The sequence below is a fragment of the Priestia sp. 179-F W1.4 NHS genome, from assembly GCF_045369295.1.
In the GTDB taxonomy this organism is placed as follows: Bacteria; Bacillota; Bacilli; order Bacillales; family Bacillaceae_H; genus Priestia; species Priestia zanthoxyli.
Genome location: NZ_JBIQFF010000002.1, coordinates 347,613 through 371,880 on the forward strand (window position 1 = coordinate 347,613; position 24,268 = coordinate 371,880).

The 24,268-nt window shown below is 39.0% G+C and carries 27 protein-coding genes; 6 read left to right on the forward strand and 21 right to left on the reverse strand.

The window, feature by feature from the left end:
• Positions 1 to 154: 154 nt before the first annotated feature.
• Entirely contained in the window at positions 155 to 592 is a 438-nt protein-coding gene (locus ACH0CI_RS12270) for a CotG/ExsB N-terminal domain-containing protein (RefSeq protein WP_406901514.1), read from the forward strand.
• Between the two features lie 151 nt (positions 593 to 743).
• Complete coding sequence (locus ACH0CI_RS12275) at positions 744 to 890, forward strand: hypothetical protein (protein WP_168760479.1); 147 nt, start codon at positions 744 to 746, stop codon at positions 888 to 890.
• A gap of 31 nt (positions 891 to 921) precedes the next feature.
• Here ACH0CI_RS12275 and ACH0CI_RS12280 read toward each other — a convergent pair whose 3' ends face one another.
• The gene (locus ACH0CI_RS12280) at positions 922 to 1,335 is read right to left on the reverse strand and encodes a YppG family protein (protein WP_013056116.1); all 414 of its coding nucleotides are present in this window, start codon (positions 1,333 to 1,335) and stop codon (positions 922 to 924) included.
• A gap of 229 nt (positions 1,336 to 1,564) precedes the next feature.
• Between ACH0CI_RS12280 and ACH0CI_RS12285 the strand changes: the two genes are divergently transcribed.
• Complete coding sequence (locus ACH0CI_RS12285) at positions 1,565 to 1,759, forward strand: YppF family protein (RefSeq protein ID WP_013056115.1); 195 nt, start codon at positions 1,565 to 1,567, stop codon at positions 1,757 to 1,759.
• A 126-nt stretch (positions 1,760 to 1,885) separates the two neighbouring features.
• A complete protein-coding gene (locus tag ACH0CI_RS12290; protein WP_165573332.1) occupies positions 1,886 to 2,056 on the forward strand; it encodes a hypothetical protein in 171 nt (56 codons plus the stop codon).
• 90 nt (positions 2,057 to 2,146) lie between these two features.
• On the opposite strand, the gene ACH0CI_RS12295 is transcribed toward ACH0CI_RS12290, so the two are convergent.
• The 4 genes from ACH0CI_RS12295 to ACH0CI_RS12310 all read right to left on the reverse strand — a co-directional run bounded on the left by ACH0CI_RS12295 (position 2,147) and on the right by ACH0CI_RS12310 (position 4,438).
• Positions 2,147 to 2,284, reverse strand: a complete 138-nt coding sequence (locus ACH0CI_RS12295) for a hypothetical protein (protein ID WP_406901515.1) — start codon at positions 2,282 to 2,284, stop codon at positions 2,147 to 2,149.
• 167 nt (positions 2,285 to 2,451) lie between these two features.
• Positions 2,452 to 2,802, reverse strand: a complete 351-nt coding sequence (locus ACH0CI_RS12300) for a YppE family protein (protein ID WP_013056113.1) — start codon at positions 2,800 to 2,802, stop codon at positions 2,452 to 2,454.
• Positions 2,803 to 2,847: 45 nt separating this feature from the next.
• Positions 2,848 to 3,102, reverse strand: a complete 255-nt coding sequence (locus ACH0CI_RS12305) for a hypothetical protein (RefSeq protein WP_033578427.1) — start codon at positions 3,100 to 3,102, stop codon at positions 2,848 to 2,850.
• 340 nt (positions 3,103 to 3,442) lie between these two features.
• Positions 3,443 to 4,438, reverse strand: coding sequence for a DUF2515 family protein (locus tag ACH0CI_RS12310; protein WP_406901516.1), 996 nt, complete (start codon positions 4,436 to 4,438; stop codon positions 3,443 to 3,445).
• A 73-nt stretch (positions 4,439 to 4,511) separates the two neighbouring features.
• Here ACH0CI_RS12310 and recU point away from each other — a divergent pair, with 73 nt between their 5' ends.
• Positions 4,512 to 5,111, forward strand: coding sequence for a Holliday junction resolvase RecU (gene recU, locus ACH0CI_RS12315; RefSeq protein ID WP_047751372.1), 600 nt, complete (start codon positions 4,512 to 4,514; stop codon positions 5,109 to 5,111).
• Between the two features lie 63 nt (positions 5,112 to 5,174).
• Entirely contained in the window at positions 5,175 to 8,000 is a 2,826-nt protein-coding gene (locus tag ACH0CI_RS12320; RefSeq protein WP_335707004.1) for a PBP1A family penicillin-binding protein, read from the forward strand.
• A 35-nt stretch (positions 8,001 to 8,035) separates the two neighbouring features.
• On the opposite strand, the gene ACH0CI_RS12325 is transcribed toward ACH0CI_RS12320, so the two are convergent.
• The 16 genes from ACH0CI_RS12325 to bshB1 all read right to left on the reverse strand — a co-directional run bounded on the left by ACH0CI_RS12325 (position 8,036) and on the right by bshB1 (position 24,264).
• A complete protein-coding gene (locus ACH0CI_RS12325) occupies positions 8,036 to 8,536 on the reverse strand; it encodes a YpoC family protein (RefSeq protein WP_028414078.1) in 501 nt (166 codons plus the stop codon).
• Entirely contained in the window at positions 8,523 to 9,194 is a 672-nt protein-coding gene (gene nth / locus ACH0CI_RS12330) for an endonuclease III (RefSeq protein ID WP_335707005.1), read from the reverse strand. The genes ACH0CI_RS12325 and nth overlap by 14 nt, the downstream gene beginning before the upstream one ends.
• A gap of 140 nt (positions 9,195 to 9,334) precedes the next feature.
• Positions 9,335 to 10,042, reverse strand: coding sequence for a DnaD domain-containing protein (locus ACH0CI_RS12335; protein WP_071276126.1), 708 nt, complete (start codon positions 10,040 to 10,042; stop codon positions 9,335 to 9,337).
• 336 nt (positions 10,043 to 10,378) lie between these two features.
• Positions 10,379 to 11,671, reverse strand: a complete 1,293-nt coding sequence (asnS, locus tag ACH0CI_RS12340; RefSeq protein WP_335707006.1) for an asparagine--tRNA ligase — start codon at positions 11,669 to 11,671, stop codon at positions 10,379 to 10,381.
• 156 nt (positions 11,672 to 11,827) lie between these two features.
• Positions 11,828 to 13,012 (reverse strand): pyridoxal phosphate-dependent aminotransferase, encoded by a 1,185-nt coding sequence (locus tag ACH0CI_RS12345; protein ID WP_406901517.1) that lies wholly within the window; start codon positions 13,010 to 13,012, stop codon positions 11,828 to 11,830.
• 133 nt (positions 13,013 to 13,145) lie between these two features.
• Positions 13,146 to 13,634 (reverse strand): cell wall elongation regulator TseB-like domain-containing protein, encoded by a 489-nt coding sequence (locus tag ACH0CI_RS12350; RefSeq protein WP_013056103.1) that lies wholly within the window; start codon positions 13,632 to 13,634, stop codon positions 13,146 to 13,148.
• An 11-nt stretch (positions 13,635 to 13,645) separates the two neighbouring features.
• Positions 13,646 to 13,816: a YpmA family protein gene (locus ACH0CI_RS12355; RefSeq protein WP_013056102.1), complete on the reverse strand. Its 171-nt coding sequence runs from the start codon at positions 13,814 to 13,816 to the stop codon at positions 13,646 to 13,648.
• Between the two features lie 188 nt (positions 13,817 to 14,004).
• Positions 14,005 to 14,802, reverse strand: a complete 798-nt coding sequence (locus ACH0CI_RS12360; protein ID WP_406901518.1) for a ComEC/Rec2 family competence protein — start codon at positions 14,800 to 14,802, stop codon at positions 14,005 to 14,007.
• Between the two features lie 87 nt (positions 14,803 to 14,889).
• On the reverse strand, positions 14,890 to 17,691 hold the full coding sequence (gene dinG, locus ACH0CI_RS12365) for an ATP-dependent DNA helicase DinG (protein WP_406901519.1): 2,802 nt from the start codon (positions 17,689 to 17,691) through the stop codon (positions 14,890 to 14,892).
• 202 nt (positions 17,692 to 17,893) lie between these two features.
• Positions 17,894 to 18,277 carry an aspartate 1-decarboxylase gene (panD, locus tag ACH0CI_RS12370; protein WP_335707011.1) on the reverse strand — a complete coding sequence of 128 codons (384 nt, stop codon included), beginning with the start codon at positions 18,275 to 18,277 and terminating at the stop codon, positions 17,894 to 17,896.
• Positions 18,278 to 19,135 (reverse strand): pantoate--beta-alanine ligase, encoded by an 858-nt coding sequence (panC, locus tag ACH0CI_RS12375; protein WP_406901520.1) that lies wholly within the window; start codon positions 19,133 to 19,135, stop codon positions 18,278 to 18,280. It lies immediately after the preceding gene.
• A gap of 1 nt (position 19,136) precedes the next feature.
• Positions 19,137 to 19,970 (reverse strand): 3-methyl-2-oxobutanoate hydroxymethyltransferase, encoded by an 834-nt coding sequence (gene panB / locus ACH0CI_RS12380; RefSeq protein ID WP_028407963.1) that lies wholly within the window; start codon positions 19,968 to 19,970, stop codon positions 19,137 to 19,139.
• Positions 19,971 to 20,242: 272 nt separating this feature from the next.
• Positions 20,243 to 21,232, reverse strand: coding sequence for a biotin--[acetyl-CoA-carboxylase] ligase (locus ACH0CI_RS12385; protein ID WP_335707013.1), 990 nt, complete (start codon positions 21,230 to 21,232; stop codon positions 20,243 to 20,245).
• Positions 21,217 to 22,410: a CCA tRNA nucleotidyltransferase gene (locus tag ACH0CI_RS12390; protein ID WP_098621483.1), complete on the reverse strand. Its 1,194-nt coding sequence runs from the start codon at positions 22,408 to 22,410 to the stop codon at positions 21,217 to 21,219. The genes ACH0CI_RS12385 and ACH0CI_RS12390 overlap by 16 nt, the downstream gene beginning before the upstream one ends.
• A gap of 15 nt (positions 22,411 to 22,425) precedes the next feature.
• Positions 22,426 to 23,553, reverse strand: coding sequence for an N-acetyl-alpha-D-glucosaminyl L-malate synthase BshA (gene bshA / locus ACH0CI_RS12395; RefSeq protein ID WP_013056094.1), 1,128 nt, complete (start codon positions 23,551 to 23,553; stop codon positions 22,426 to 22,428).
• A complete protein-coding gene (gene bshB1, locus ACH0CI_RS12400) occupies positions 23,554 to 24,264 on the reverse strand; it encodes a bacillithiol biosynthesis deacetylase BshB1 (protein WP_406901522.1) in 711 nt (236 codons plus the stop codon).
• Between the last annotated feature and the right edge of the window lie 4 nt (positions 24,265 to 24,268).

Sequence of the window (24,268 nt, forward strand, 5' to 3'; positions counted from 1 at the left end):
TCAATTATTAAAGTATATGAAGGGTAAATTCTCCATGATACCCCGCAGCATCAACTATTTCCGCAAACTCCACTTTTGACTCATATCAAGGACAAGCATCATCGCGTATTCTATTAATGCAAGACCTAGTCCAATTGACAAGGAGGTTTTTGTATTGCATATTACACCTGAAAAAATTAAAGAGGCTGCTGAAGCCCTAGAATGTACAGAACTGAAATCTTTTATGTTTCAAGAGCCAACTGCCGGTCCACTAACAAAGCCACGTCGCTCTTCTCGTAGCACTGGCCGCGGCTCTCGCCGTTCTACCCGCGGTACGCGTCGCTCTTCTCGCGGCTCTCGTCGTTCTACTCGCCGTTCTCGTCGTTCTACTCGCGGCTCTCGTCGTTCTACTCGCCGTTCTCGCCGTTCTACTCGCCGCTCTCGCCGTTCTACTCGCCGTTCTCGCCGTTCTACTCGCCGCTCTCGCCGTTCTACTCGCCGCTCTCGTCGTTCTACTCGCCGCTCTCGCCGTTCTACTCGCCGCTCTCGTCGTTCTACTCGCCGCTCTCGTCGTTCTACTCGCCGCTCTCGTCGTTCTACTCGCCGCTCTTAATTTCTCTAAACACTCATCTTTATTGCAAAAAAATGCCGAAGAACTACGAATGTCTTCGGCGTTTTTTTCCACTTATAGAAGGTGCACATTTGGAAATATACTAAGATGGAGCGTTATTCATTTTACATAGAAATAGAAAAGGAGAGCTTTTATGAAAAAAAATAAGCATCGAATTTTAACTTCATCAACCACAGATGTTGAAGAAATCAAACGTTTAAATGCGCAGTCTGGACTAACTTACAATGAAGTATTTGCACTTCTTGGAGAAACCTATTTGAAAAATCAAAAGAAAAAATAGTAAGCAGGGACTAGAAAACCCCTTCTAGTCCTTATACTTTGAAAATCCCGGAAAATCCTTTTACTAAGGATGTTAATTGGTTCATAGCTCCCATCATCTGCCCGGCAGTATTCATCATCTTGTTCATATCGTAATTGCCATCACTCGATTTAAACTGAGACATTAATGACTGAAATTGAGATGGCTGAGGCTTTTGCTGCTGAGCTTTAGGGTATGGATTAAAAGGCGCACCTGCATTATTGTACATGGGCTGCTGATACATTCCGTTCATATAGGGAATTTGCTGAGGGCCAAAAGGCATTTGTTGCTGAGCGTACGGATGTTGCGGCATATAAGCTTCCGTCCATGGCTGCTGGTGATACTGTGGAAATGGATGTACCTGACTTAAATCAAAACGTTCTGGTTGATGTTGCTCATAATACGGGTAGTGCTTACTTGTATACATGCAAAATCAATACCTCCTTTTTAATATTACATAATATATAGTATGTATGCAGAAATAAGAGGTGACGTTCGTCTACTTGTACTTTTGGAGAACGTATTCAAAAATATGTAGGTTTCTGTCGAAAGTTTAAATTTTTCAAAAAAACGAGATTATTCAAATATATGGTACGATAAGAACAAGTGATACTACGATACGTAGTGGCACAAATGGGGATTAGGAGGGAATTTACATGTATGTGAACGAACTTCAAGAAGCTTTTATAGCGGTGAAACAATATGAGCCGCAGTCAAGTAATGAATTACTCGATTTTGCTCAGCAGCAGTATTTAAAAGGTTTTTTAACTCCTATGAATTACAAAGCCGCTGTACGTGAACTCGAACAAATTGGAGCTACTAAGCCCGATTTTAGTGCACAAGACGATTAATTTTTTTTACTACCACCGAGAAATCGGTGGTTTCTTTGTTTCCTTTAAAGTGGACACATACTTCTTTTTTGACTTGTTTATACTATAAAAGCTTTAACGTAGTATTCAATAAAGGAGGTCTATCTCATGAGTCGTGGAAAACATTTTGATCACAAAAAACAGGGACAAAGTGCAGTAAATAAAACAAATAACGCCGTTGCTTCTAAACATACCGAAAAAGTTGATTATCATATCGATACAGTAGCTTCACAAGATCACCCAGCTGTTTCTATCCAATCTCAAAAAGATTTTGATTAACTTTTTATTGATCATGATAAAAAGAGGCTGGGACATAACAAAATGAATCCAATCTAGAAACGAACAAATGGGATACATGAGCTGAATCGCTTATGACACCGCAGTTGATCTCCGTGCAAGGCTTCGCTTTCCGCGGGCGGTCGATGAGCCTCCTCGTCGCTTGCGCTTCTGCGGGGTCTCATCTGTTCCGCTTTTCCCGCAGGAGTCTTCGCCTTGCCCTCCAATCAACTGCTAGAAGGAACAAGACAAATGAAACCTATGCCTCTCATCAAAAAAACGAACTACGAATCAAAATTTTTGATCGATAGTTCGTTTTTTAAATCGTGTAAAATACTTTTGTCACAATCTCACACATAGAAAATCCCCACCTTGTAGATCTTAACGGAAGGCCGGGATTAATTATTCAATATCGACTCGAGCACATACTTATTTGAGTGATACATCTTTTTAAATCGCTTTTCTCGCGTCTCGGGATAAAATGACTGTAGTACAACGTTTTGTAAATTTTCTTTTAACGTCTCTACTTGATTAACATGAATATATTTTGGTCGCTCTTTCTTCAGCCATTCCGTTACGAGACTAGCCCATTCATCAAGTTCTTTGAAGAAAATGTCTCCATAAGGCTTTACTTCTTCAAAAAATTTCACTTCATAATTTTCTTCCTGTTGAATAGACGCTAATCGTTCTACAGCTACTTCATTATATTGAAACATGATCTCCGTACTTTTTTTCACATCTTCATTCATCGTTATTCGTCACCTCTACGATGACTATTGTAACATAAACAATCTTTATACTGTATGAAGAACCATTTCTCTTCGTCTTCTACTCCATTCTGTTTCGGAAGGCATGCTTTCATACACAGCTACTTCAATTTCTTGCAGTGATTGGTCAATGCGATGAACTTGTTCCATATATGTTTCTTCACAATGTGTAAATGCTTCATTTATAGATGTAGACATCGTTTTATCCACTAGATCTACTTGCTCTAGTAAGCTATCTAATAAAGTCATCATTTCGCTTGTTTTAACCATACTTTGTTTCATCGCCATCCCTCCAAATTTTCCTTTGCATAACGTATTCTCTTTTTTATTCAATGTCCCTTCACACATGACAAAACTAGTTTCTATTCGTCAAAGAAAGATGTTTTCGACATTTTCATTTAGGGTGAATCGAAAGAGAACATATTGAAAACACTAGTATAGACATTTCAGCTAAGGAGATACATTCTGCTGCTGAACGTTCATTACAACATGATAGGAGGTGCCTAGATATGGCCAACAAACAGCAAAAATCACAGCCTAAAAATAAGGCTGAAACAAAAACCTACGGTGATCCTAAAAAGTTAAACGGTCCTAACCAGCCTTCTACTTAAGAACAAAACGGTCACTTGTGACCGTTTTTATTTACATTAACTACTTGCGCTACTTTCATTAATATATGCAGCTGCTTTTGCTTTTGAAGATACCACTTTGTAAAATGAACTTTCTTTGGAAAATGCGGCTTTTTCATGAGCTTTTGTTCCTCTTTTTTTGTTAAAAACCACTTTTCTCTCTTTTTTTCATGATGTCTAATAGCCGGATACACCTTTCGAAGTGCAGGTGTACAACAACTGGTTTCATCCACAAAATACTGCTCATAATCGTATCTCGACCCCGTATGCTTTGTTTTCAAAGAAAATTCATAAAACAAGGGATAATACTTTTCATGAAATAATAAAGCCGCTAATTTCTTCCCCAAATCAATCCGATTATTTACTTTTGTAAAATCATGAACAGAACAACCGTATAGCTCCCCTTTTGTAGTAGGAAAAAGGACGGAGCTAAAGTGGAATATATCTTGAAAAAAAAACAGCATACTTTTAAACACTTTATCTTGGTAAAAAGGCTGTTCAATGACAGGCTTTTGAATAACGTGCTGCTCATTCACAATTAACGCATAAATAAGCTCCAGTTCACAAGGTTTCTGCATAAATTGCCTCCACTTCTCTTCGATAAAAGATGAAACATTTAAATAGGGAAGTAAATGAAGGTAAGAGACATGTTTTTTACGCGAAACAGCATACAATAGTAATTGCGGGAAGGCATCTTTGAAAATAAGCCAATTTGCTCTTTCATACGTCAAAAATAATAAATCGCGCGTTTGCTTTGATAACGCTTTTTTCATGGTTTTCCCTTGCAAATCACACATATTCCACCCTGCGTTTCGGGATACCATACTTGCGAGAAATGCCCACTTTACTTCAGGATATCTATGATAAAAAGTTGCATAAGCTTGGGTTCTTGATATATTATCAATATTCAGCTTGTCTGTTGTTTTTTTAATCGCCGTCAACAGCGCTTGTTCCGAATTATTGAGTGACATCTCTTCATCTTCTTTCATCTATTTTTATTTGTAGGATTTGGTATAATAGAATTTGTTTGTTTAATAGATTTACACTAAAGGAGTGATGGTTATGATTCGCTATCCTAACGGAAAGGCCTATAAGCCATTGAATACCAGCAGTCCTTCCCCTAAAAAGCTAGAAGCTAGCTATAGCAATCGTGGTATGACGCTGGAGGACGATTTAAACGAAACAAACGAATACTATGTTTCAAAAGGAATAGCCATTGTTCACAAAAAACCAACCCCTGTTCAAATTGTAAAAGTAGACTATCCGAAGAGAAGTGCCGCTGTTATCAAAGAAGCTTATTTTAAACAGGCTTCTACTACAGATTATAATGGCGTCTATAAAGGAAAACACCTTGACTTTGAAGCAAAAGAAACGAGAAATAAAACCTCATTTCCTCTGCGTAATTTTCATGAACATCAAATTGAACATATGAAGCAAATTGTGAAACAAAACGGGGTTTGTTTCGTTATATTAATGTTCTCTACTTTACAAGAAATATACTTGTTCGAAGCACAGTTCCTTTTTCCTTACTGGGATTCCATGAAAAAAGATGGACGAAAATCAATCCCTAAGGCAGATATTGAAAAAAAAGGACATTTCATCGAACTTGGTTACCATCCGAGAATCGATTACATAAAAACTATAGATAAATTATACTTTTAAGAGTATGATATATATGTTTACGGAAATCATTCTCTTACAATGCGTTGAAAGGTAGGAGTTTTTATGTCAGATAATTATCGCTCTCGTGAAGAACGACGAAGAGCTATGAATGACAACAAACCAGAAGGTAAATCTCAAGGAAAACCGAAAAAGAAGAAAAAAGGAGGCCTATTTCGTAAAATTGTTGCCGCAGTTTTACTGATAGGAATCATCGGGCTCATTGCCGGAGTGGGAACTTTTTTTGCTATGATAAGCGATGCTCCAAAAGTTGATGACTCGGTATTAAAAAACTCTTTTTCATCTAAAGTATATGCAAACGATGGAAAGACAGTTGTAAAAGAAATTGGAGCTCAAAAACGTACATATGTGCAATACGATGAAATCCCTCAAGTCGTCAAAAACGCATTTATCGCTACGGAAGACGTTCGTTTTTATAAACATCACGGCGTCGACTTTTACCGTATTGGCGGAGCATTAATGGCGAACTTTAAAGACGGCTTCGGTGCTGAGGGCGGTAGTACGATTACTCAGCAAGTGGTAAAGAATTCGTTCTTATCACCAAAGAAGACGGTTAAACGTAAAGTACAAGAAATGTGGTTAGCTTACCAGCTTGAGCGCAAATATTCGAAACAACAAATTCTTGAAATGTATTTAAACAAAATATATTTCGCATCAGGTGAAGTATACGGTATTGAACGAGCAGCTGAGAAATTTTACGGAGTTAAAAGCGTAAAAGATTTAACTCTTGATGAAGCTGCTATGTTGGCAGGCTTACCAAAAGCGCCAACTACTTATAACCCAGTTACAAACCCAGAGAATGCTACTAAACGCCGTAACACAGTATTAAACTTAATGGCTAAAAACGGCTTCATTACACAAGCCGAGGCCGACAAAGCAAAACAAGTAGATGTACAGGCTCACCTAGCTAAACAAACTGAATCAACATCTAAGTACGATGTATTTATTGATCAAGTAATCGAGGAAGTAAAAAAGAAAACAGACGCGGATCCATTTTCTGCGGGCTTAGAAATTTATACAACGCTTGACACGAATGCTCAGGACTATGTGGATGATGTGATGAATAACAAAGTAGTCAACTTCCCGAACGATAAATTCCAAGCAGGTCTTGTGGTTGTAGATAATGAAACAGGCGGTATTCAAGCAATTGGAGGCGGACGTAATCGTGTATCAGGCGGCTTAAACTTTGCAACAAATATGAGACGCCAGCCCGGCTCAACAATTAAGCCGATCTTAGATTACGGTCCAGCGATTGAGAACTTAAAGTGGTCTACTGGACAACCGCTAAAAGATGAAGAATATCATTATTCAAACGGCACGCCAATCCGAAATTTTGGACGCAACTATAAAGGTTGGGTTTCAGCGCGTGAAGCTTTAGGACGTTCACTGAACATCCCTGCTTTAAAAGCGTTCCAAGCAACCGGTGCGGACAAAGCAAAAGAGTTCGCTACGGGCCTTGGGCTAAAATTAGATGAAGAAGACGGCGAAGCTTATTCTGAATCTTATTCTATCGGAGGCTTCCGTACAGGTGTTACACCTCTACAAATGGCTGGAGCCTATAGTGCTTTTGCAAATGAAGGTATGTACAATGCACCGCATACGGTGACAAAGGTAAAATTCCCTGATGGAACAGAAATTGATTTAACGCCAAAACCAAAACGCGCAATGCAAGATTACACGGCATTTATGATGACGGACATGATGAAATCTGTTGTAAACGAATCATATGGTACAGCTCGTGCTGTTCGTACACCAGGATTAGAAATTGCGGGTAAAACGGGAACTTCGAACTTTAGTGCTGCAGAAAAGCAACGATACAATATTCCAGACGCTGGTGAAAAAGACGTTTGGTTTAATGGATTTACGCCAAACTATACGATTTCCGTATGGACAGGCTATGAAACTGCTAAAGACGGCTATATTTTAAGTCCTAATGAAACAGGCATGGCAAAAAATATCTTTAAGCATGTTATTACTCATATTTCTGAAGGCAAACCTAAAGGAAGTTTCAAGCAGCCGGACAGCGTAGTTGAACGTTCCGTGGAAAAACCAACGGGCAAAGACTTAAAACGCCCAAGCGGCTCTACTCCTTCGAGCCTAATTACGAAAGAATACTTTGTGCGCGGTACTGCACCGACAAAAGTATCTCAAACGTTTGTGAAGAAAGAAAAAGAAGAAAAGAAAGAAGATAAAAAAGAGGACAAAAAAGAGAAAAAAGACAATAAAGATGTGAAGCCAAAAATTACTGCTTCGTATAGCGGAGGAGCAATTTCAGTTAACTGGTCAGCGTCAAACGCAGCCAGTGATACGACCTTTACAGTCACAATGTCATCTCCTAACGGTTCTGAACAACTCGCATCTGGCGCAGGAGCCGGTGGAAAAACAATTTCCAATCCAGCAGCAGGCGCAACGTATAGTTTCACCGTAACAACAAATACGGGCGAAAGCGCTAGTTCTTCTGTAAAAGTCCCTGATTCATCAGATCAAGCTACCGAAGATAATTCTACTAAGCCTGAAGATGACGGAACAACGGACGATAATCAAAATGAAGACAATAGCAGCACTGATCAAAACAACGGCTCTGATCAAGGTGACGATTCATCTACTCAGCCGGATGATAACCAAAACAGCAATAATGGCAGCAATAGTGACGGTAACAATAGCGGTAATAACGGCAATACCGATAATAACAATAACGATAGCGGCAATGCTAACGATGGTAATAACAACAGTAATAACGGAGGCACAACTCCTCCTCCAGCAGACAACGGTGGAAGTGACTCAGGAAGTCAAACACCACAAACTCCTGCTACACCATCGACGCCGTCAACACCTGCTACACCGCAGCAAGAGCCAACAACTGAAAATTAACGTAGCAGTAAAAAGCCCCTACACGTGTAGGGGCTTTATTTCTTGTGAAGAATAAGCATTTTTGCATATTGCTTACGCAGTTCATTAAATAATTCTGTCAGCTGAATATACGCTTGATAAGAAGAAACTCGCTGCAGCAAAAACATAAGTCTCTCAGCACAGTTAATAGGCTTATAGGTTAGGTCCGCTATGTCTTCTTGCAGCCGATTTAAACGCCGAACGGGCTGTCCATTAATCCAAAACAGTAAACTAATATACATAGCAGCAGCTTGTTTCATACAAGGCGCTGCTTCTTTTGCTTTTCGCTGAGAAAAAAGCGTATGCAGTTCTTCCCTTTGAGTTTCCCACTTTTCAAAAAATGGCCGTATGTTCTTTTGAACATCCCTCCAAGGTGTTTTCGTTTCTTTATGTACATCGTATAAAATATCATAAGCAAAATAATTTCTTCCATTTTTTTTATCTACTTCAAGAACCCGATCTTCTTTTGAATAAAATGGTTCGCATATGAAATGTGACGGCACTTCAATCGGTAACATCTGTCTTCTTCTCTTTTCCTTTCATTCGTTTCTTTCCTTCTCGACAAAGATCAAGAAGCGGGCAGACATGACATTGAGGAGACTGTGCTTTACAGTGATAGCGTCCAAAGAAGATAAGTCGATGATGCGTAACGGACCATTCATCTTTCGGAATTTTTCTCATCAGCGTTTTTTCTACTTCCAAAACGGAATCTTTCCACCTGCAAATTCCAAGGCGTTTACTTACACGTTCTACATGCGTATCTACTGCTATTGACGGTACTCCAAAAGCTACGGATACAACAACATTAGCCGTCTTACGCCCTACTCCTGGAAGATTGGTCAGCTCATCACGATCTTTTGGAACTTCTCCTCCGTATTCATCAATGAGCATACGGCAGAGCTTTTGAATATTTTTAGCTTTGTTTCTATATAAGCCGATTGATCTAATATCTTGCTGCAGCTCTTCTAACGAAACGGCTAAATAGTCTTCAGGGGTTTGATATTTCTTGAATAAATCCGCTGTTACGCGGTTGACTAAAGCATCTGTGCACTGAGCAGATAGCGCCACAGCAATGACTAAATCAAAGGGATTCCGATGATTTAACTCACAGTGGGCGTCAGGAAACATTTCTGCTATAGCATCTAGGCACTGTCTGATTTGTTTTAACGTTAACATACTAGTTCTCCTTCTTCTTACAGGTAGTTCCCTCCTATTTTACAATAGGGTTCCTGTCAAATGCTACTTTTGTTCATACTCTTTTAAAAAAGCTGCTTCAAGATTCAATTACTTGGATCTTGAAGCAGCTTTTTATCCTGTCATTGCTCTAGCCAGTTAAAAAAAGGAATGGCTGATGTAGACTGAGAAGGGTTAACAGAAGATAGTTTTTTGGGCTGTTGATTTTGACGAAATTTTTGGCTATGCTTGCGGGCTTGATCAATGGTCTGAATGCCATTTTTCTTCCATTCAAATAAAATACGATCAATATACCGGAAGTTTAATTTTCCAGACATCACCGACTCTCTTAGTGCCGCTTTAATAATAATGGGGTCATGATGATCTTGATCAATCCACATCGCTAGCGTTTCGCATTCAAACGGAGACAATGCTCTGCCGAACTCTTTTTCAAACATTGTATATAAATTAAGCTCTTCTTGTTCTTCTTCGTTTTTTTCTACTTCTCTTGTTTCGTGCATCATATGATGAATAAGCTTTTCCCAAAGCGGTTTTAATGAATAACGTTCACAAATAAGGGCGTTTTGCTGTTGATCTTGCTCAATAGATAAAAAGCCGCGCTGAATTAATGCTCGCAGCGTATCCATACAGACAGCACTTGAAATACTCATTTTTGCCGCCAATTCGTTAGGTGTCGGGAAACCTTCACCGCCTTCAATGGAAACATAAATATGCATTAACGTCATGAATTCCGTTTCGTTCATTCCCAAATCGCTATAGTGATTAAACAGCAGCTTCGGAATTGAAACTGTGCCTTGTTCAAACCATTCAATTAACGTTTCTTTTTTCATATCCGAACACCTCAGTAGTTAGTATATCATGAAGTTTATAGTCAAAGTAATAATTATTCGAAGCTAAAAAAGCTTCTATGTAAAACTTTCCGCTGAAACCATACCATTGCTCTGTCACATATAAAATATATACGAACGATGACTTCCTTCCAAGAATATTACACTAACTTATTTTTTCGAGAATTGCAACTCCCTTTTAAGTTAGACTCTTTTCTATGTTTGCCTTTGTTTCCTTATGATATAAGTAAAAGCCTCGTTTATCTTTTCTTTTTATGATTCATAAAAAAGCTAAAAAAGTATCCTGACTACCAGAGTCAGAATACTTTTTTCACTTCCTTACGGGTATAAACGGTTTAATAAGCGTGGGAATGGAATCGTTTCACGAACGTGTTCTACGCCGCTAATCCATGCTACCGTACGCTCAAGGCCTAAACCAAATCCTGAATGTGGAACTGAGCCATACTTACGAAGCTCTAAATACCACTTGTACGTTTCTGTATCTAATTGGTGCTCTTCTACACGCTGAGCTAAAAGCTCTTGATCATGAATACGTTCAGAGCCTCCGATGATTTCTCCGTAGCCTTCTGGTGCGATTAAGTCTGCACATAATACTACGTCTTCATTTGTTGGATCTGGCTGCATATAAAATGGTTTTAATGACGTTGGATAGTGTGTAATGAATACCGGCTTGTCATAGCTTTCTGCGATAGCCGTTTCATGCGGTGCTCCAAAGTCGTCTCCCCACTGAATGTCTGTAAATCCTTTTTCATGTAAGAATTTAAGAGCGTCATCGTACGAAATACGAGGGAATGGCGCTTTAATTTGTTCTAACTTAGATGTATCACGGCCTAGTACATTTAACTCTAACTTACAGTTTGTTAAAACAGACTGTACAACATGAGACACATACTCTTCCTGTACTTTCAAGTTATCTTCGAATTGGTAGAAAGCCATCTCTGGTTCAATCATCCAAAACTCAATTAAATGACGGCGTGTTTTAGATTTTTCAGCGCGGAACGTTGGACCGAATGAAAATACTTTTCCAAGCGCCATTGCTGCTGCTTCCATATAAAGCTGTCCACTTTGAGAAAGATATGCATCTTCGTCAAAATATTTCGTGTGGAATAATTCTGTTGTTCCTTCAGGAGCACTTCCTGTTAGGATTGGAGGATCTACTTTTGTAAACCCGTTTTCGTTAAAGAATTCATACGTTGCACGAATGATTTCGTTACGAACCTTCATAACAGCATGTTGACGTTTAGAACGCAGCCATAAATGACGGTTATCCATTAAGAACTCTGTTCCATGTTCTTTCGGCGTAATTGGATAATCAACAGCTTCATGAATAACTTCAAGGCTTGTAACTGTTAACTCATAGCCAAACGGTGAGCGCTCATCTTCACGTACTACACCTGTTACATATAGTGATGATTCTTGCGTCATAGACTTAGCTAATTTAAAAGTTTCTTCTTCTACTTCAGCTTTTACAACTACCCCTTGCATGAATCCTGAACCATCGCGCAGCTGTAAAAAGGCAATTTTACCACTTGAACGTTTATTCGCTAACCAAGCACCAATTGTTACTTCTTTTCCTACATGCTTGCTTGCTTCTGAAATCGTAATTTTCACGATTAATATCCCTCCAAAAAACTTACATTTCGTAATTATGTATGCCATCCTATTATACATTTCGACAAACATAATAACAAGTAACAAACAAAAAGAGCCTTCTAACACGTGTGATTTGTGCTAAAAGGCTCTTTTATTTTTAAATATAATCTTTTTTTATTTCATATGACGAGTCATGAATGATTGAATTCGTTCCAATGCCTTTTCTAGCAGATCTAGTGATGTAGCATAAGAAAGACGTACGTTTTCAGGTGAACCGAATCCTGATCCAGGAACTAGGGCTACCTTCTCTTCTTCTAAAATAGCTTCTACCCATGCATCAACTGTATCAAAACCAGTGAATTTTGCAGCTTCAATTGCATTAGGGAATAAGTAGAAAGCACCCTGCGGTTTTAAGCATGAGAACCCTGGAATGTTAATCAGCTTTTCATGAATCACGTTTAGACGCTCTTCAAAAGCTTTTCGCATCATTTCCACCGGCTCCTGAGTGCCGTTATAAGCAGCAATTGTTGCATATTGAGCAATAGATGTTGGATTTGACGTGCTGTGACTCGCTAGGTTTGTCATTGCTTTAATAACTGTAGCATCACCAGCTGCATATCCAATGCGCCAGCCCGTCATGGAATGTGACTTAGAAACACCGTTAATGATAATTGTTTTTTCTTTTAACGCTGGTGAAAGCTGTGCAATCGATACATGTTCATTTTGACCATACACAAGCTTTTCATAAATTTCATCTGATACGATAAAAATATCGTGCTTCAAGCAAACTTCCCCTAAAGCTTGAAGCTCTTCTCTTGTGTAAATCATACCGGTTGGGTTGCTTGGTGAATTGATAATAACAGCTTTGGTTTTAGCAGTAATAGCCGCTTCTAATTGTTCAGGTGTGATTTTAAATTCGTTATTTTCAGAACCTTCAACGAATACTGGTGTACCTTCTGCTAACTTTACTTGCTCAGGATAACTTACCCAGTAAGGAGTTGGGATAATTACTTCGTCACCTTCGTCTAACAGAACTTGAAATAACGTATACAGTGCGTGCTTAGCACCTGTACAAACAATAATTTCAGAAGGTGAATACGTCAGGCCTTGATCGCGTTTGAATTTTTCAATTACCGCTTCTTTTAATGGTGCAAGACCGCCTGCTGGCGTATATTTTGTCTGACCATCATTCATTGCCGTAACAGCCGCTTCTAAAATGTGCTGCGGCGTATTAAAATCAGGTTCCCCTGCTCCAAGTCCAATCACATCATGACCAGCCGCTTTCAATTCTTTCGCTTTTGCTGTAATCGCTAATGTTGATGATGGCGTTAATGCTGATACACGTTTTGCTAACTTCACTAAAATCTCCCCCTATGAACTAAAGCTATAATCAGCCCGCAGGCTGATTATAGATAAAAAATTGGCTTCATTTTCATAAAGCGCTGAAATCTTATATTATGACACATATGGTATTTCATATGGTATAAACGATTTATGATTGAGATAAGCTGTATCGTTTTATAAATTCACCGCTAGAGAAATCAAGATAATAGTATGTTAAATGTTTCTTATCTTTATCCACATATGTTACTTCCCACAGCGGCTTTTTATTTTCAATGCCTAGGCGCACCGACTTAATTTCCTGCGGATTTTTATCATTTTTCACAATGGAAATGGCTTTTTCTTTTGTGATCCCGCTGCTTGCTTTCTTTAAAACAGCTGTTTGTTTTTTGCTTTTAGGCATCCAAGCAATTACCTTTTGATTGCTTCGGTTTGTACCTTCTACTACATAAAATGCATGATTGCCGAAATATGGCTGGGTGCTTGTGACAGATTTCAAATTAAATTCTTTTTTTGCTTGAGATGCTGCTTTTTCCTCAGCAGACTGAACATCCTTCACAGACGAGTGATAAATGCTAAAAGAAATGCCTCCAATAATTAAAAGCACAGCAGCTACCGCTACAATAATTAACTTTTTCATAAAATCCCTACTTATGTACGATAAATTGTAAATACAGCTTTGCTTTGATCTTCTTCATCTAACGCTAATCCGAACATCAAATCTTGCTTTTTCAACGTGCGATTCAAACTATCAACAATTTTATATAAATCCGAGGAATTTTCCACGCGGACAGTTGATAATACTTCAATCCTGCTTTCCATTGTAAACCTCCTAGCTCGTCTATCACGACGCAAAAATGACGATATCCGTATTATAACAGGTATCAAAAACCATCGTCATCTTTTTCACTCATCAATCCAGTCTGTACGTTTTGCGCAAAAACCGAATAAACAAGTAAACATATATAATATTATAAGGAATTTACCTCTTTTTGCAAAAGGAAATTTGTTTATTTTGCAGAAAATTTCATCACATCATAGGATTTTAGCGACATTTTAATAGAGTAAGCGCTCCCCTCTCTTACATCATATAATTCAATCCATTCAGCTGTTAAATTTGAAAGCAGTCGAGGGGAATAGGAACGGCCTGGTTTCGCAAACGCAACGGCAAGCTGTGTGTCTAATTGCTTCAAAAATGTATTCGAAAAAAACGTTCCCTCTCCAAAATTAGGAATTTTCAATATATCTACATGAGTAAGGGGAATGCGTAAAAACTTTTCTTCTACTTCATCTGATCCGCTCATGGCATATAGAACTCGGTGCTCTCCAATCGTGAATAATAGATCCATAGCCGCTGTTTTTTGCTTCGATGCATGCAAGACATCAACGTGTATATTATCCGTTAACTGAAATAAATCATTTTCTTTCCACTTCTCTGTTTGAAATTCCGCCTGGTACTGAGCCGGGACAATAATACGCTCTATATGATAATCCTTCACAGCTCGCTGAACATTTGAAGCATAGTACTTTTGCTGTTTCGTAATTATTAATTGGTTGATTTTTTTTACTTTATATCGCTGCAGCCACTTGTTTAGCTCGGGATAGGAAGATGCACTCCCGGTATTTACTAAAATCGCCTCACCGCTTCCGTCTTGAATCAGACTTGCTTCTCCATCTGAAAGAGGCAGAAAGGTGATCACTACTTCATCAGCTTGCAAACCAAAATCTACGTTTTTAATGACGGCTGCTGAAACCGAACAGTTCATAAAACTAAAAAACAGTACAGCACTTAGCAATATTTTAATCATACACTGTCCTCATTTGCTTATCATAGTATATTACTATCGTCTCTCAAGTGAAGAAACAGTATGCATAAAAAAAGACTTAAGCTATGCTCAAGTCTTTTCATTCCACCATTCTCTGTAGTCCAGTAAGATATTTGAAAACGTTTTTTGAACAACCTGGACTTTTGGAAGCGAGTGAAGGAAATGGTATCCATATGCTGTTCGCGTAATACGATTATCAAAAATAAATATAGCTCCCCGGTCACTTTTTGAACGAATCAACCGTCCAAATCCTTGTTTAAAACGGATAACGGCTTGAGGAAGTGAATAATTCATAAAAGGACTTTTTCCTTCTTTTTTCATCTGCTCAAATTTAGCTGTCAGCAGAGGTTGATTAGGCGATGAAAAAGGAAGTCTGACAATTACGAGACATGATAATAAATCTCCTGGCAGATCAATTCCTTCCCACAGGCTATTTGTACCTAATAGAATGGAATGCTCAAACTGGCTGAAGTCCTTTAGCAGTCTATTACGATTTCTAGTTGTGACTCCTTGGCCGAGCAGGACAAACTCTTCAAGATCGTTTAACTCTTTTAAATAACCATACGTAGCTTTCAACATGTCATATGAAGTAAAAAGCACCAGCATACGACCATTTGTTACTTTGGCTACGTCAAGAATACTTTCTGCCATCATAGCGCTATACTCATATAATGATACTTCGTTAACAGCAGGCATATCCTGAGGAATATAGACTCTAGCTTGCTTCTCGTAATCAAACTCGGAAGGAAGAATGAGTTGAGCAGGCTGAAAGTCATATAACCCTAGCTCTTGAATTAAATAATCAAATGTTCCATTCACCGTCAATGTAGCCGATGTTAAAATAACGCTTTGTTTCTTAGCGAAAAATTCATCAGCCAGCGTATCGGCAATGGAAGTAGGCTGACTATAGATATACGTAGCATTTGCTGCTCCTTTTGGCTCAATTTCAAACCACGTTACGTAATTGCTCTGCTGTTTGAACAGAAGCTTTTCTATTTGCTGAGATATATGCTCAAATCCTTTAACAGCCGTTTGAAATTCATGAAGAGACGACTGTTCATTTTTTGTGACTTTGTCATATAGATCGTCAAAGAAATGTCTTGCCCCATCATTCCATGTAAAAAGATCGTGAATTAAAAAACGAATACGCGACGCTGCTTCTTGAATAGCCGTCCAGTAATGCCCATGCTCTTTTTCCACTTTATATCGATAGCTGCTTCTTCCAATCTCGCCCTGCTGATTGCCGATTCTTTTTTGGACAAAAGAATGAATTAAACGAAATAAGTCATCGCACTCAGAATGAAGCTGCACAAACAGATTTTGAAGAAGTTCAGTGTTAAGATCGATGCTATATTTTACGAGCGTATGATGAACTTTTTTTAACAGCCCTTTGTCTTGAAGGGTTCCGATTCGGTTTAATAGCGCATGAACCGCAAAATAATCTAAGCGCTCTCCCAGTTCTTCTCCGGCAATGTCTTCTAAGTGATGAGCCTCGTCAATAATAATTTGTTCATAATCAGGCAGCAGCTCATGATTACTCATCACATCCATCAACAGCAAGCGATGATTTGTCACTACTATATGAGCATTTTGCGCTCTGTTCTGCGCTCGTTCATAAAAAGAATAAAGCTTCCAAGGATGCTTAAAGTCACTTGGAGACGGATTGCTTTCATTTAGCTGTTCCCAAAAAAGTTTGCCCCCAGAAGGCAGGTTTATTTCATCGCTGTCGCCCGTTTCCGTTTCCGTCAGCCAAATAAGCAGCTTCGCTTTTGTGAGGATCGCATCGTAATTATTATTTCGCTCTTTTAAGAGCTGAATGAATTTTCTTATACTAATGTAATGTTCTCTTCCTTTTAAAACAGCTGCTGTGACAGGAAATGGCACAATCTTTTCTAAAATGGGCACATCTTTTTCGATGATTTGCTGCTGAAGCGTTACCGTGTTAGTTGAGATAATGACTGGGTGGTGATGAACAGAAGCATAAAACACGGCAGGAACTAAATAAGCGTAGGTTTTACCAATACCGGTCCCCGCTTCAATTAAAGCATGCTCGTTGCCTGCAAAGCACTCTTGTACAAAGTTCATCATCTCCCACTGCCCTTTTCGTTCTTCAAACAATGGCAGAGCCTGATGGAACAGCTTTTGCTTTTCAGTTTCAAATATTTCGTAAGTATGAGAGTGCTGCTTTTCATTAGCTGAATGCGGCTGATATTTGTTTAGCGCAATGCCGTGTATAAATTCATAAGAATCATCCTCGGCATAACTTTTATCATCTATAACTTGTTGAATCAGTTCTCCAATTTCACTTTTAAAGTGTAAGCTTAACGCGTATAGCTGCTTCAAGGTTGTTAAAGGGAGCTTCTTTAATTTTTCAATTAGTAAAAGTAAAATACGTGCCGTTACTTCTGCATCACTATCTGCTTGATGAGGGTTTTCATGTTCAATATGTAAATACTCAGCTAATTGACTAAGTTTGTACCCATCAACTGTAGGCAGCAGAATCCGGGCCAGTTCGACGGTATCCACGGTTGAATTATAAAGCGTCTCCATCCCGCACTGATAGAGTTCTTCTTGTAAAAAAGTTAAATCAAATCCCACATTATGTGCAACAAAATAAGCATCATCTAGCAATTCTATAATTTTAGGTGAAATTTCTTCAAATAAAGGCGCATCTTTCACCATATCATTTTGAATGTTAGTTAGTTGTGTAATAAAAGGCGGAATATCCATACCAGGATTTAAAAAACTAGAAAAACGTTCAACAATTTTGCCGTCTTCTACTATGACAGCAGCAAATTGAATCATTTTATCTCCTTGTTTTGGAGAATGTCCCGTCGTTTCAAGATCTACCACAACAAAGCGTTTATTCACGGTCAACACCTCGCAAGTCTGTCTTTTTATAGTATAAAGTGAAAGCCTGCTCTATATGCTTTAAAAGCGCAACTCCCTCTCGTGAAAAACAGAGAGGCTTTCATACATAGAAGTTTTACTTTAGTGTGTATAGAGGTTTATACCGTTCACTTACTAGCGTATGTATTCAAATAAAAATCCCCCTCATAAAGGGGGACTGTTCTTATAGAATTGTACCAGCTGGTTCTTGTTTAAGCAATTGTTGGATTTTATTCTGCTCATTCATAATCGCTACGGTTGGATGATGGTGAGCTACTTCTTCATTTGCTACGAGCGCATAAGCGATAATGATGACGATATCTCCAGGCTGCACGAGTCTTGCAGCAGCTCCATTTAAACAAACTACGCCGCTCCCTCGTTCGCCGGGAATCACGTACGTTTCCAAGCGAGCTCCGTTATTATTGTTTACAATTTGGACTTTTTCGTTTGCTGCAATTCCTACTGCGTCGATAATATCTTCATCAATGGTGATGCTGCCAACATAATTTAAGTTGGCTTCAGTTACATGAGCTCTGTGTATTTTAGCGTTCATCATCGTGCGAAACATTTAGTTATCCCCCTGTACGTCTACAATTACATTATCAATTAAACGAGCTTTAGAGAATTGAACAGCTAAAGCGATAATGATTTTTCCAGCGGCTTTCTTAATTGGTTTTAGCTCTGGATACGTATAAACCTCGATATAATCCACTTTACCGCTCCTATGTTGCTCAATTTCTTTTCGAATGGTCTCTTTAAGAATTTCTACTTGCTTCTCTCCGCCTTCAAGAAGCTGCAGAGCGCTTTGTAAACTCTTAAATAAAACAGGTGCCTCTTCTCTTTCTTTATCTGTTAAATATACGTTACGAGAACTTTTAGCTAATCCATCTGCTTCTCTCACCGTATCTACTGCTCTAAGCTCCACCGGGAAATTAAAATCTTCAATTAAACCATCTACTACAGCAACTTGCTGCGCATCTTTTTTACCAAAGTATGCACGATCTGGGGTTACAATGTGAAAAAGCTTTGTTAGTACCGTGGCTACTCCGTCAAAATGACCAGGGCGCTTCTTTCCACACAATACGTCTACACGATCTCTCACGGTTATAGCAACTGAACGGCTTGACTTATACATTTCCTCTACTGAAGGATAAAATAAATAGTCGACGTTAGCTTCTTTTGCCACGCGCTCATCGCGCTCAAAATCTCTTGGATACGTATCAAAATCTTCATTTGGTCCAAATTGAGTCGGGTTCACAAAAATACTTAGCGCCACTACTTCATTTTCTGTGCGAGCTGCTCCAAGCAGAGTAGCATGGCCTTCATGCAAATAGCCCATCGTCGGGACAAATCCAATTGAACGTCCAAGCTGCTTTTCTTTTTTCATCTCCTGCTGCATGTCTTTAATTGTTGTAATGACTTTCATCTTATTTCCCTCCGTACAGTGCCGTTAACTGCTCTTCTTTCATTGAAAAAGTATGTGCTTCTTTCGGAAACTCTCTTTTTTTCACTTCACTTACATACTGAGAAAGCCCCTGTAAAATAGGCTCATTTATTTTTGCAAATGACTGAACAAATTTTGGCACACGCTCGACTCCGTACGTTAATACATCGTGGTATACAAGTACTTGACCATCCGTGTCCGCCCCTGCTCCAATTCCGATTGTTGGAATGCTCAGGCGTTCAGCTACTTGTTTTGCTACTTGTTTAGGAACACATTCTAATACAACAGCAATAGCTCCCGCCTGCTCACACTTGATCGCGTCTTGGATTAGCTGTTTGGCTTCTTTCGCTTCTTTTCCCTGCACTTTATAACCGCCCAGGACACCGACAGACTGAGGAGTTAACCCGAGATGTGCAACAACCGGAATACCAGCTTGCGTCAATTCTGAAATTGTATAAAGAACATCCTTTGCACCTTCTACTTTTAAAGCATGAGCTCCGCTTTCCTGCATAATACGAGCAGCATTTTTCATCGTGTCTTCTTTCGACACGTGATAGGACATAAATGGCATGTCGGTGACGATAAATGTATCAGCAGCTCCTCTTTTAACCGCTTTTGTATGATGAATCATATCATCTACCGTTACAGGAATCGTAGAGTCATATCCTAAAACGACCATTCCTAGAGAATCGCCTACTAAAATCATGTCTACGCCTGCTTCTTCAGCGTACTTAGCTGACGGATAATCGTAGGCAGTCAGCATCACAATTGGTTCATTGTTCTGTTTCATACGTAAAAAATCTAATTTTGTTTTCACTAACTTTCTCCTCCTTCTCAGAGGAGATGAGCGCACGTCTGCACACAAAAAGTCCTTCTACCTATAAAAGGAAGAAGGACTTTGACAGACTTTATCTATAAAAAGCACACTTTACCTAATGTGCTTACCTACGCGTCATCCCTCTGTCCTAGTCCTTAATGGATCAAGGCAGATTTATTGTCGTATTAAAAATAAAAAAACGAGTATCAAGTGAAGTTCTTGCGATACTACCTTGATACTCGTATTATAATAAAAATTTCTTTATTTTTCTACTATTTTTTAGCAGAGAGCTCAATATCTGCAGAATGAATTCGGTGTATAACTCCTTGGTCATCTTCAATCAATAGAACGCCTTCATCCGTTATACCTTTTGCAAAGCCTTCAATGTTTGCTGTCATCGTGCGTGCTATAATTCGCTTGCCAATACTGATCGCATACGTTTCCCAAAGAACTTTAATTAAACCAAAGCCATTTTTTAAGTATTCTTCGTAAAGGGTTTCTAACTTTAAGAAAAACGCTTGCATCAAAGCTGCACGATTAATTTCTTCACCTTTTTCAATACGTAAAGATGTGGCAATGTGTTTGATTTGTTCATTAAAATCCGTTTCCTGTTGATTCACATTAATGCCGATTCCAATGATGACCGAATGAATCCGGTCAAAATCAGCCTGCATTTCTGTTAAAATCCCAACTAGCTTCTTCCCATTTAATAAAACATCATTAGGCCATTTAATGTCTGGAGAAAGGTTCGTCACTTCTTGAATGGCCTGTACAACAGCCACTGCTGATAGTAGAGTCAGCTGAGGAGCCTGCTGCGGAGGGATAGAAGGACGCAGTATAATACTCATCCAGGCACCAGTATATTTTGGGGAATACCACGCTCTATCAAGTCTTCCTCTCCCTGCCGTTTGCTCTTCAGCAACTACGACCGTTCCTTCTTTTGCTCCTTCTTGAGCAATTCGATGAGCAATTTTTTGAGTAGAATGCACGCTTTCCTCATAATGAATATACTGACCGATTTTTGTTGTTTGGAGCCCTAATAAAAGCTCGTTGCTGCTTACTTTGTTCGGCTTCCCAACAATGCGATAGCCTTTTTTACGAACAGCTTCAAGTTCATAGCCGTCTTTTCGCAGCTCTTCGATATGCTTCCATACAGCTGTTCTTGAACAGCCTAATAAATCGCTGATCTTTTGGCCGGACACATAGTCCCCATCTGCGTTCGTAAACATTTCAAGCAGCGTTCTTCTTATATCTGACTGCAAGACTGCACCCACTTTCTTATTGAAGATTTCGTGTTCATTAACTCATTGTATAGAACTTTCTCCTCAATTTCTTTTAACAGTTGAGACACCCATGGACCACCCTTTTTACCTGTCCACGCTAAGAGATCTTGACCATTTATATCTAAATCTTTTAAAGAATGAATAGGCAGCTCGTTATAGATGTAAAGAAGCTCATGTTCATTCATATGCTCGTTGCTTCGAAGAAGTTGTAAAATACGGTTCACGCTTACGCTGGCCTGCTCTCCAATTGTATACATGATGCGTTTTGACCATCCATTTTCCAAAACGTCTCGAAGACCAATAGACTGAAGCTGAATATCTTTAATTTGCTTATTAGATAATTTCCAGCTTTTAAAAAATGCCTGCTTGTCTTGAATGTCGAGTAGATGTACCAGAAGTGTCCATGACTCCGATACTCGCTGTAGCATCATCCAATCGTGTGCACAAACAGATCGGAATTTTTGCGGATCTACATTCAATTGGGGCAAGTAGCGATACAGCTCCGTATCTGCTACAAGTGCTAATGCTAAAGACGGACGCTTTCCGCTCAGCATTTTTTCGAATTCAACTGTAATGCGTTCAATAGAAACATGCCTCAGCAGTTCACCGTATTGCTGAATGGCTCTTTTAGTTTGATCAGACAGCGAAAACGCCAGCTGACTGACAAAGCGAACGGCTCTCATCATACGAAGAGCATCTTCATGAAAGCGTTCTTTAGCATTTCCGACAGTGCGAATTAACTGGTTTCGTAAATCTTCTCTTCCATTAAATGGATCAATGATTTCTCCTTTTGCATTCATAGCCATTGCATTGATTGTAAAATCGCGACGCTGCAAATCTTCTATAAGAGACGAAATAAACGTAACGGACGAGGGACGACGAAAATCGTCATATTCTCCCTCAGAGCGAAAAGTAGTTACCTCATAGGTCTCGTTCTCATGGACAACGACAACCGTACCATGCTCGATTCCTACATGAATCGTCTTAGGAAAGAGTTCCATCACTTGTTCAGGCCTAGCTGACGTAGCGATATCAATATCTCCAATCGTCCGATTTAAAATGAGATCCCTAACCGCTCCTCCAACAAAATACGCTTCGTAACCGGCTGTCTCCAGTTTTTCAATAATATAAAGCGGATGAATGAACGGTTCTTTCATAACTTCCTCCATTCTTCAACCCTGTACCAATTTATAATAAAGTTTTTCATATTGACTCACAATCTCTGTTGAATGAAATTTATGATTAACTGCGCTTAGAGACGCTTCCCTCATTTGGTGATGCAGCTGTTCATTTTCAAGTAGCTGAATTGCTTTGCTTGCTGCCTCTTCGACATCTCCCACTTCGCAAATATATCCTGTTTTTTCGTGTTCAATTACTTCGGGAATTCCGCCTATATTTGTTCCGATGCATGGAACACCGCAAGCCATAGCTTCTAAAAGTACAAGCCCAAAGCTTTCTTTTTCAGATAATAACAGTTTTAAATCGCTAATCGAATATAATTCTGCTACATTTTCTTGTTTCCCCAGAAATAACACAGAATCTTGAAGATTTAGCTCTCTTACTAATTGAGACACAACCGTCATTTCAGGGCCGTCTCCTACAAGCAGCAGCTTAGACTGAAGCTTTTTATTAATAATAGCAAATGTTTTGACTATATCTGTAACTCGTTTGACTTGACGAAAGTTTGAAATATGAATAACGACTTTTTCATTTTCTAATATGCCGTACTCCGCTTTTAAATACTGAACTTCTTTTTTATGATAAACTCGTTCATCAATAAAATTATACATCGTTTCAATTTCTTTATCTGGACTAATTAAATGGTGAGTTTGATCAACAAGTGACTGAGATACAGCCGTCACTGCATCTGATTTTTCAATTCCAAATTTAATTAAATCTTTTAACGATGGATCCTCTCCTAGAACCGTAATATCTGTCCCATGAAGAGTCGTCACAATTTTCACTTCGTGCTCTACCATTTGTTTAGCTAAAATCCCGCAAACGGCATGGGGGATTGCATAGTGCGTATGAATAATGTCAAGCTTTTCTCTTTTAGCCACTTCAGCCATTTTACTGGATAAAGCCAGATCATACGGAGGGTATTTAAAGACGGAGTACTGATTTACATCTACTTCGTGAAAATAAATATTTGGATATACTTTCGTCAATCTAAAAGGCATGCTAGAGGAAATAAAATGAATTTCGTGCCCCTTTTCAGCCAGCAGCTTCCCTAGCTCCGTTGCTACCACTCCTGAACCTCCAACGGAAGCATAACATGTAATACCAATTTTTAACTTCATTTATTTTCCACCTACTAAATCGTCGTACATCAAAATCGGTTTTTTAGATAAAAAACCTTCACCGTATGCTACCCCGACTTCTTTGCCAAATAATCGCTCTCTGCTCTCTACCGTTTCAATATATCCGTTTACCAGCGGCGTATCAAACGTATCTGCTGTTTTTATAAATTGACTTTCATAAGCCTCTAGACTAGCTACTTTCTTTTGAAACGTGCTTGATACATCTACGATAAAATCTGGCTTATGAAATCCATTTATCATATAGAAATAAAGAGACTCCGCACGATGAGCTTTTTGCTTTTTATCATCGATATAATTTTTAACGCCCGCAGAAAACACGGCCTCTTCTACAAGTTTTGCACAATTTCCATGATCAGGATGACGATCTTCAAAGTAAGGAGCAAATATAATCCTTGGTTGATACGTGCGAATGACTGATGCAATTTCAGCTATATACTCTGCCTTTAAAACCAAACCTCTGTCTGGCAAATGCAGATGGATTCGCTCATGAACACCTAAGACATCAGCCGCTTTGGTCGCTTCTTGTTTTCGAAGTTCAACCGTTCCATTTGAAGAAAGTTCAGCTTGCGTCAAATCGCAAATAACTACCTTCAAACCTTGTTCACTCATTCTTGCAATGGTTCCACCCATGCCGATTTCTACATCATCGGCATGGGCACCAAAGGCAAGGATATCTATTGTTTCTTTCATTATC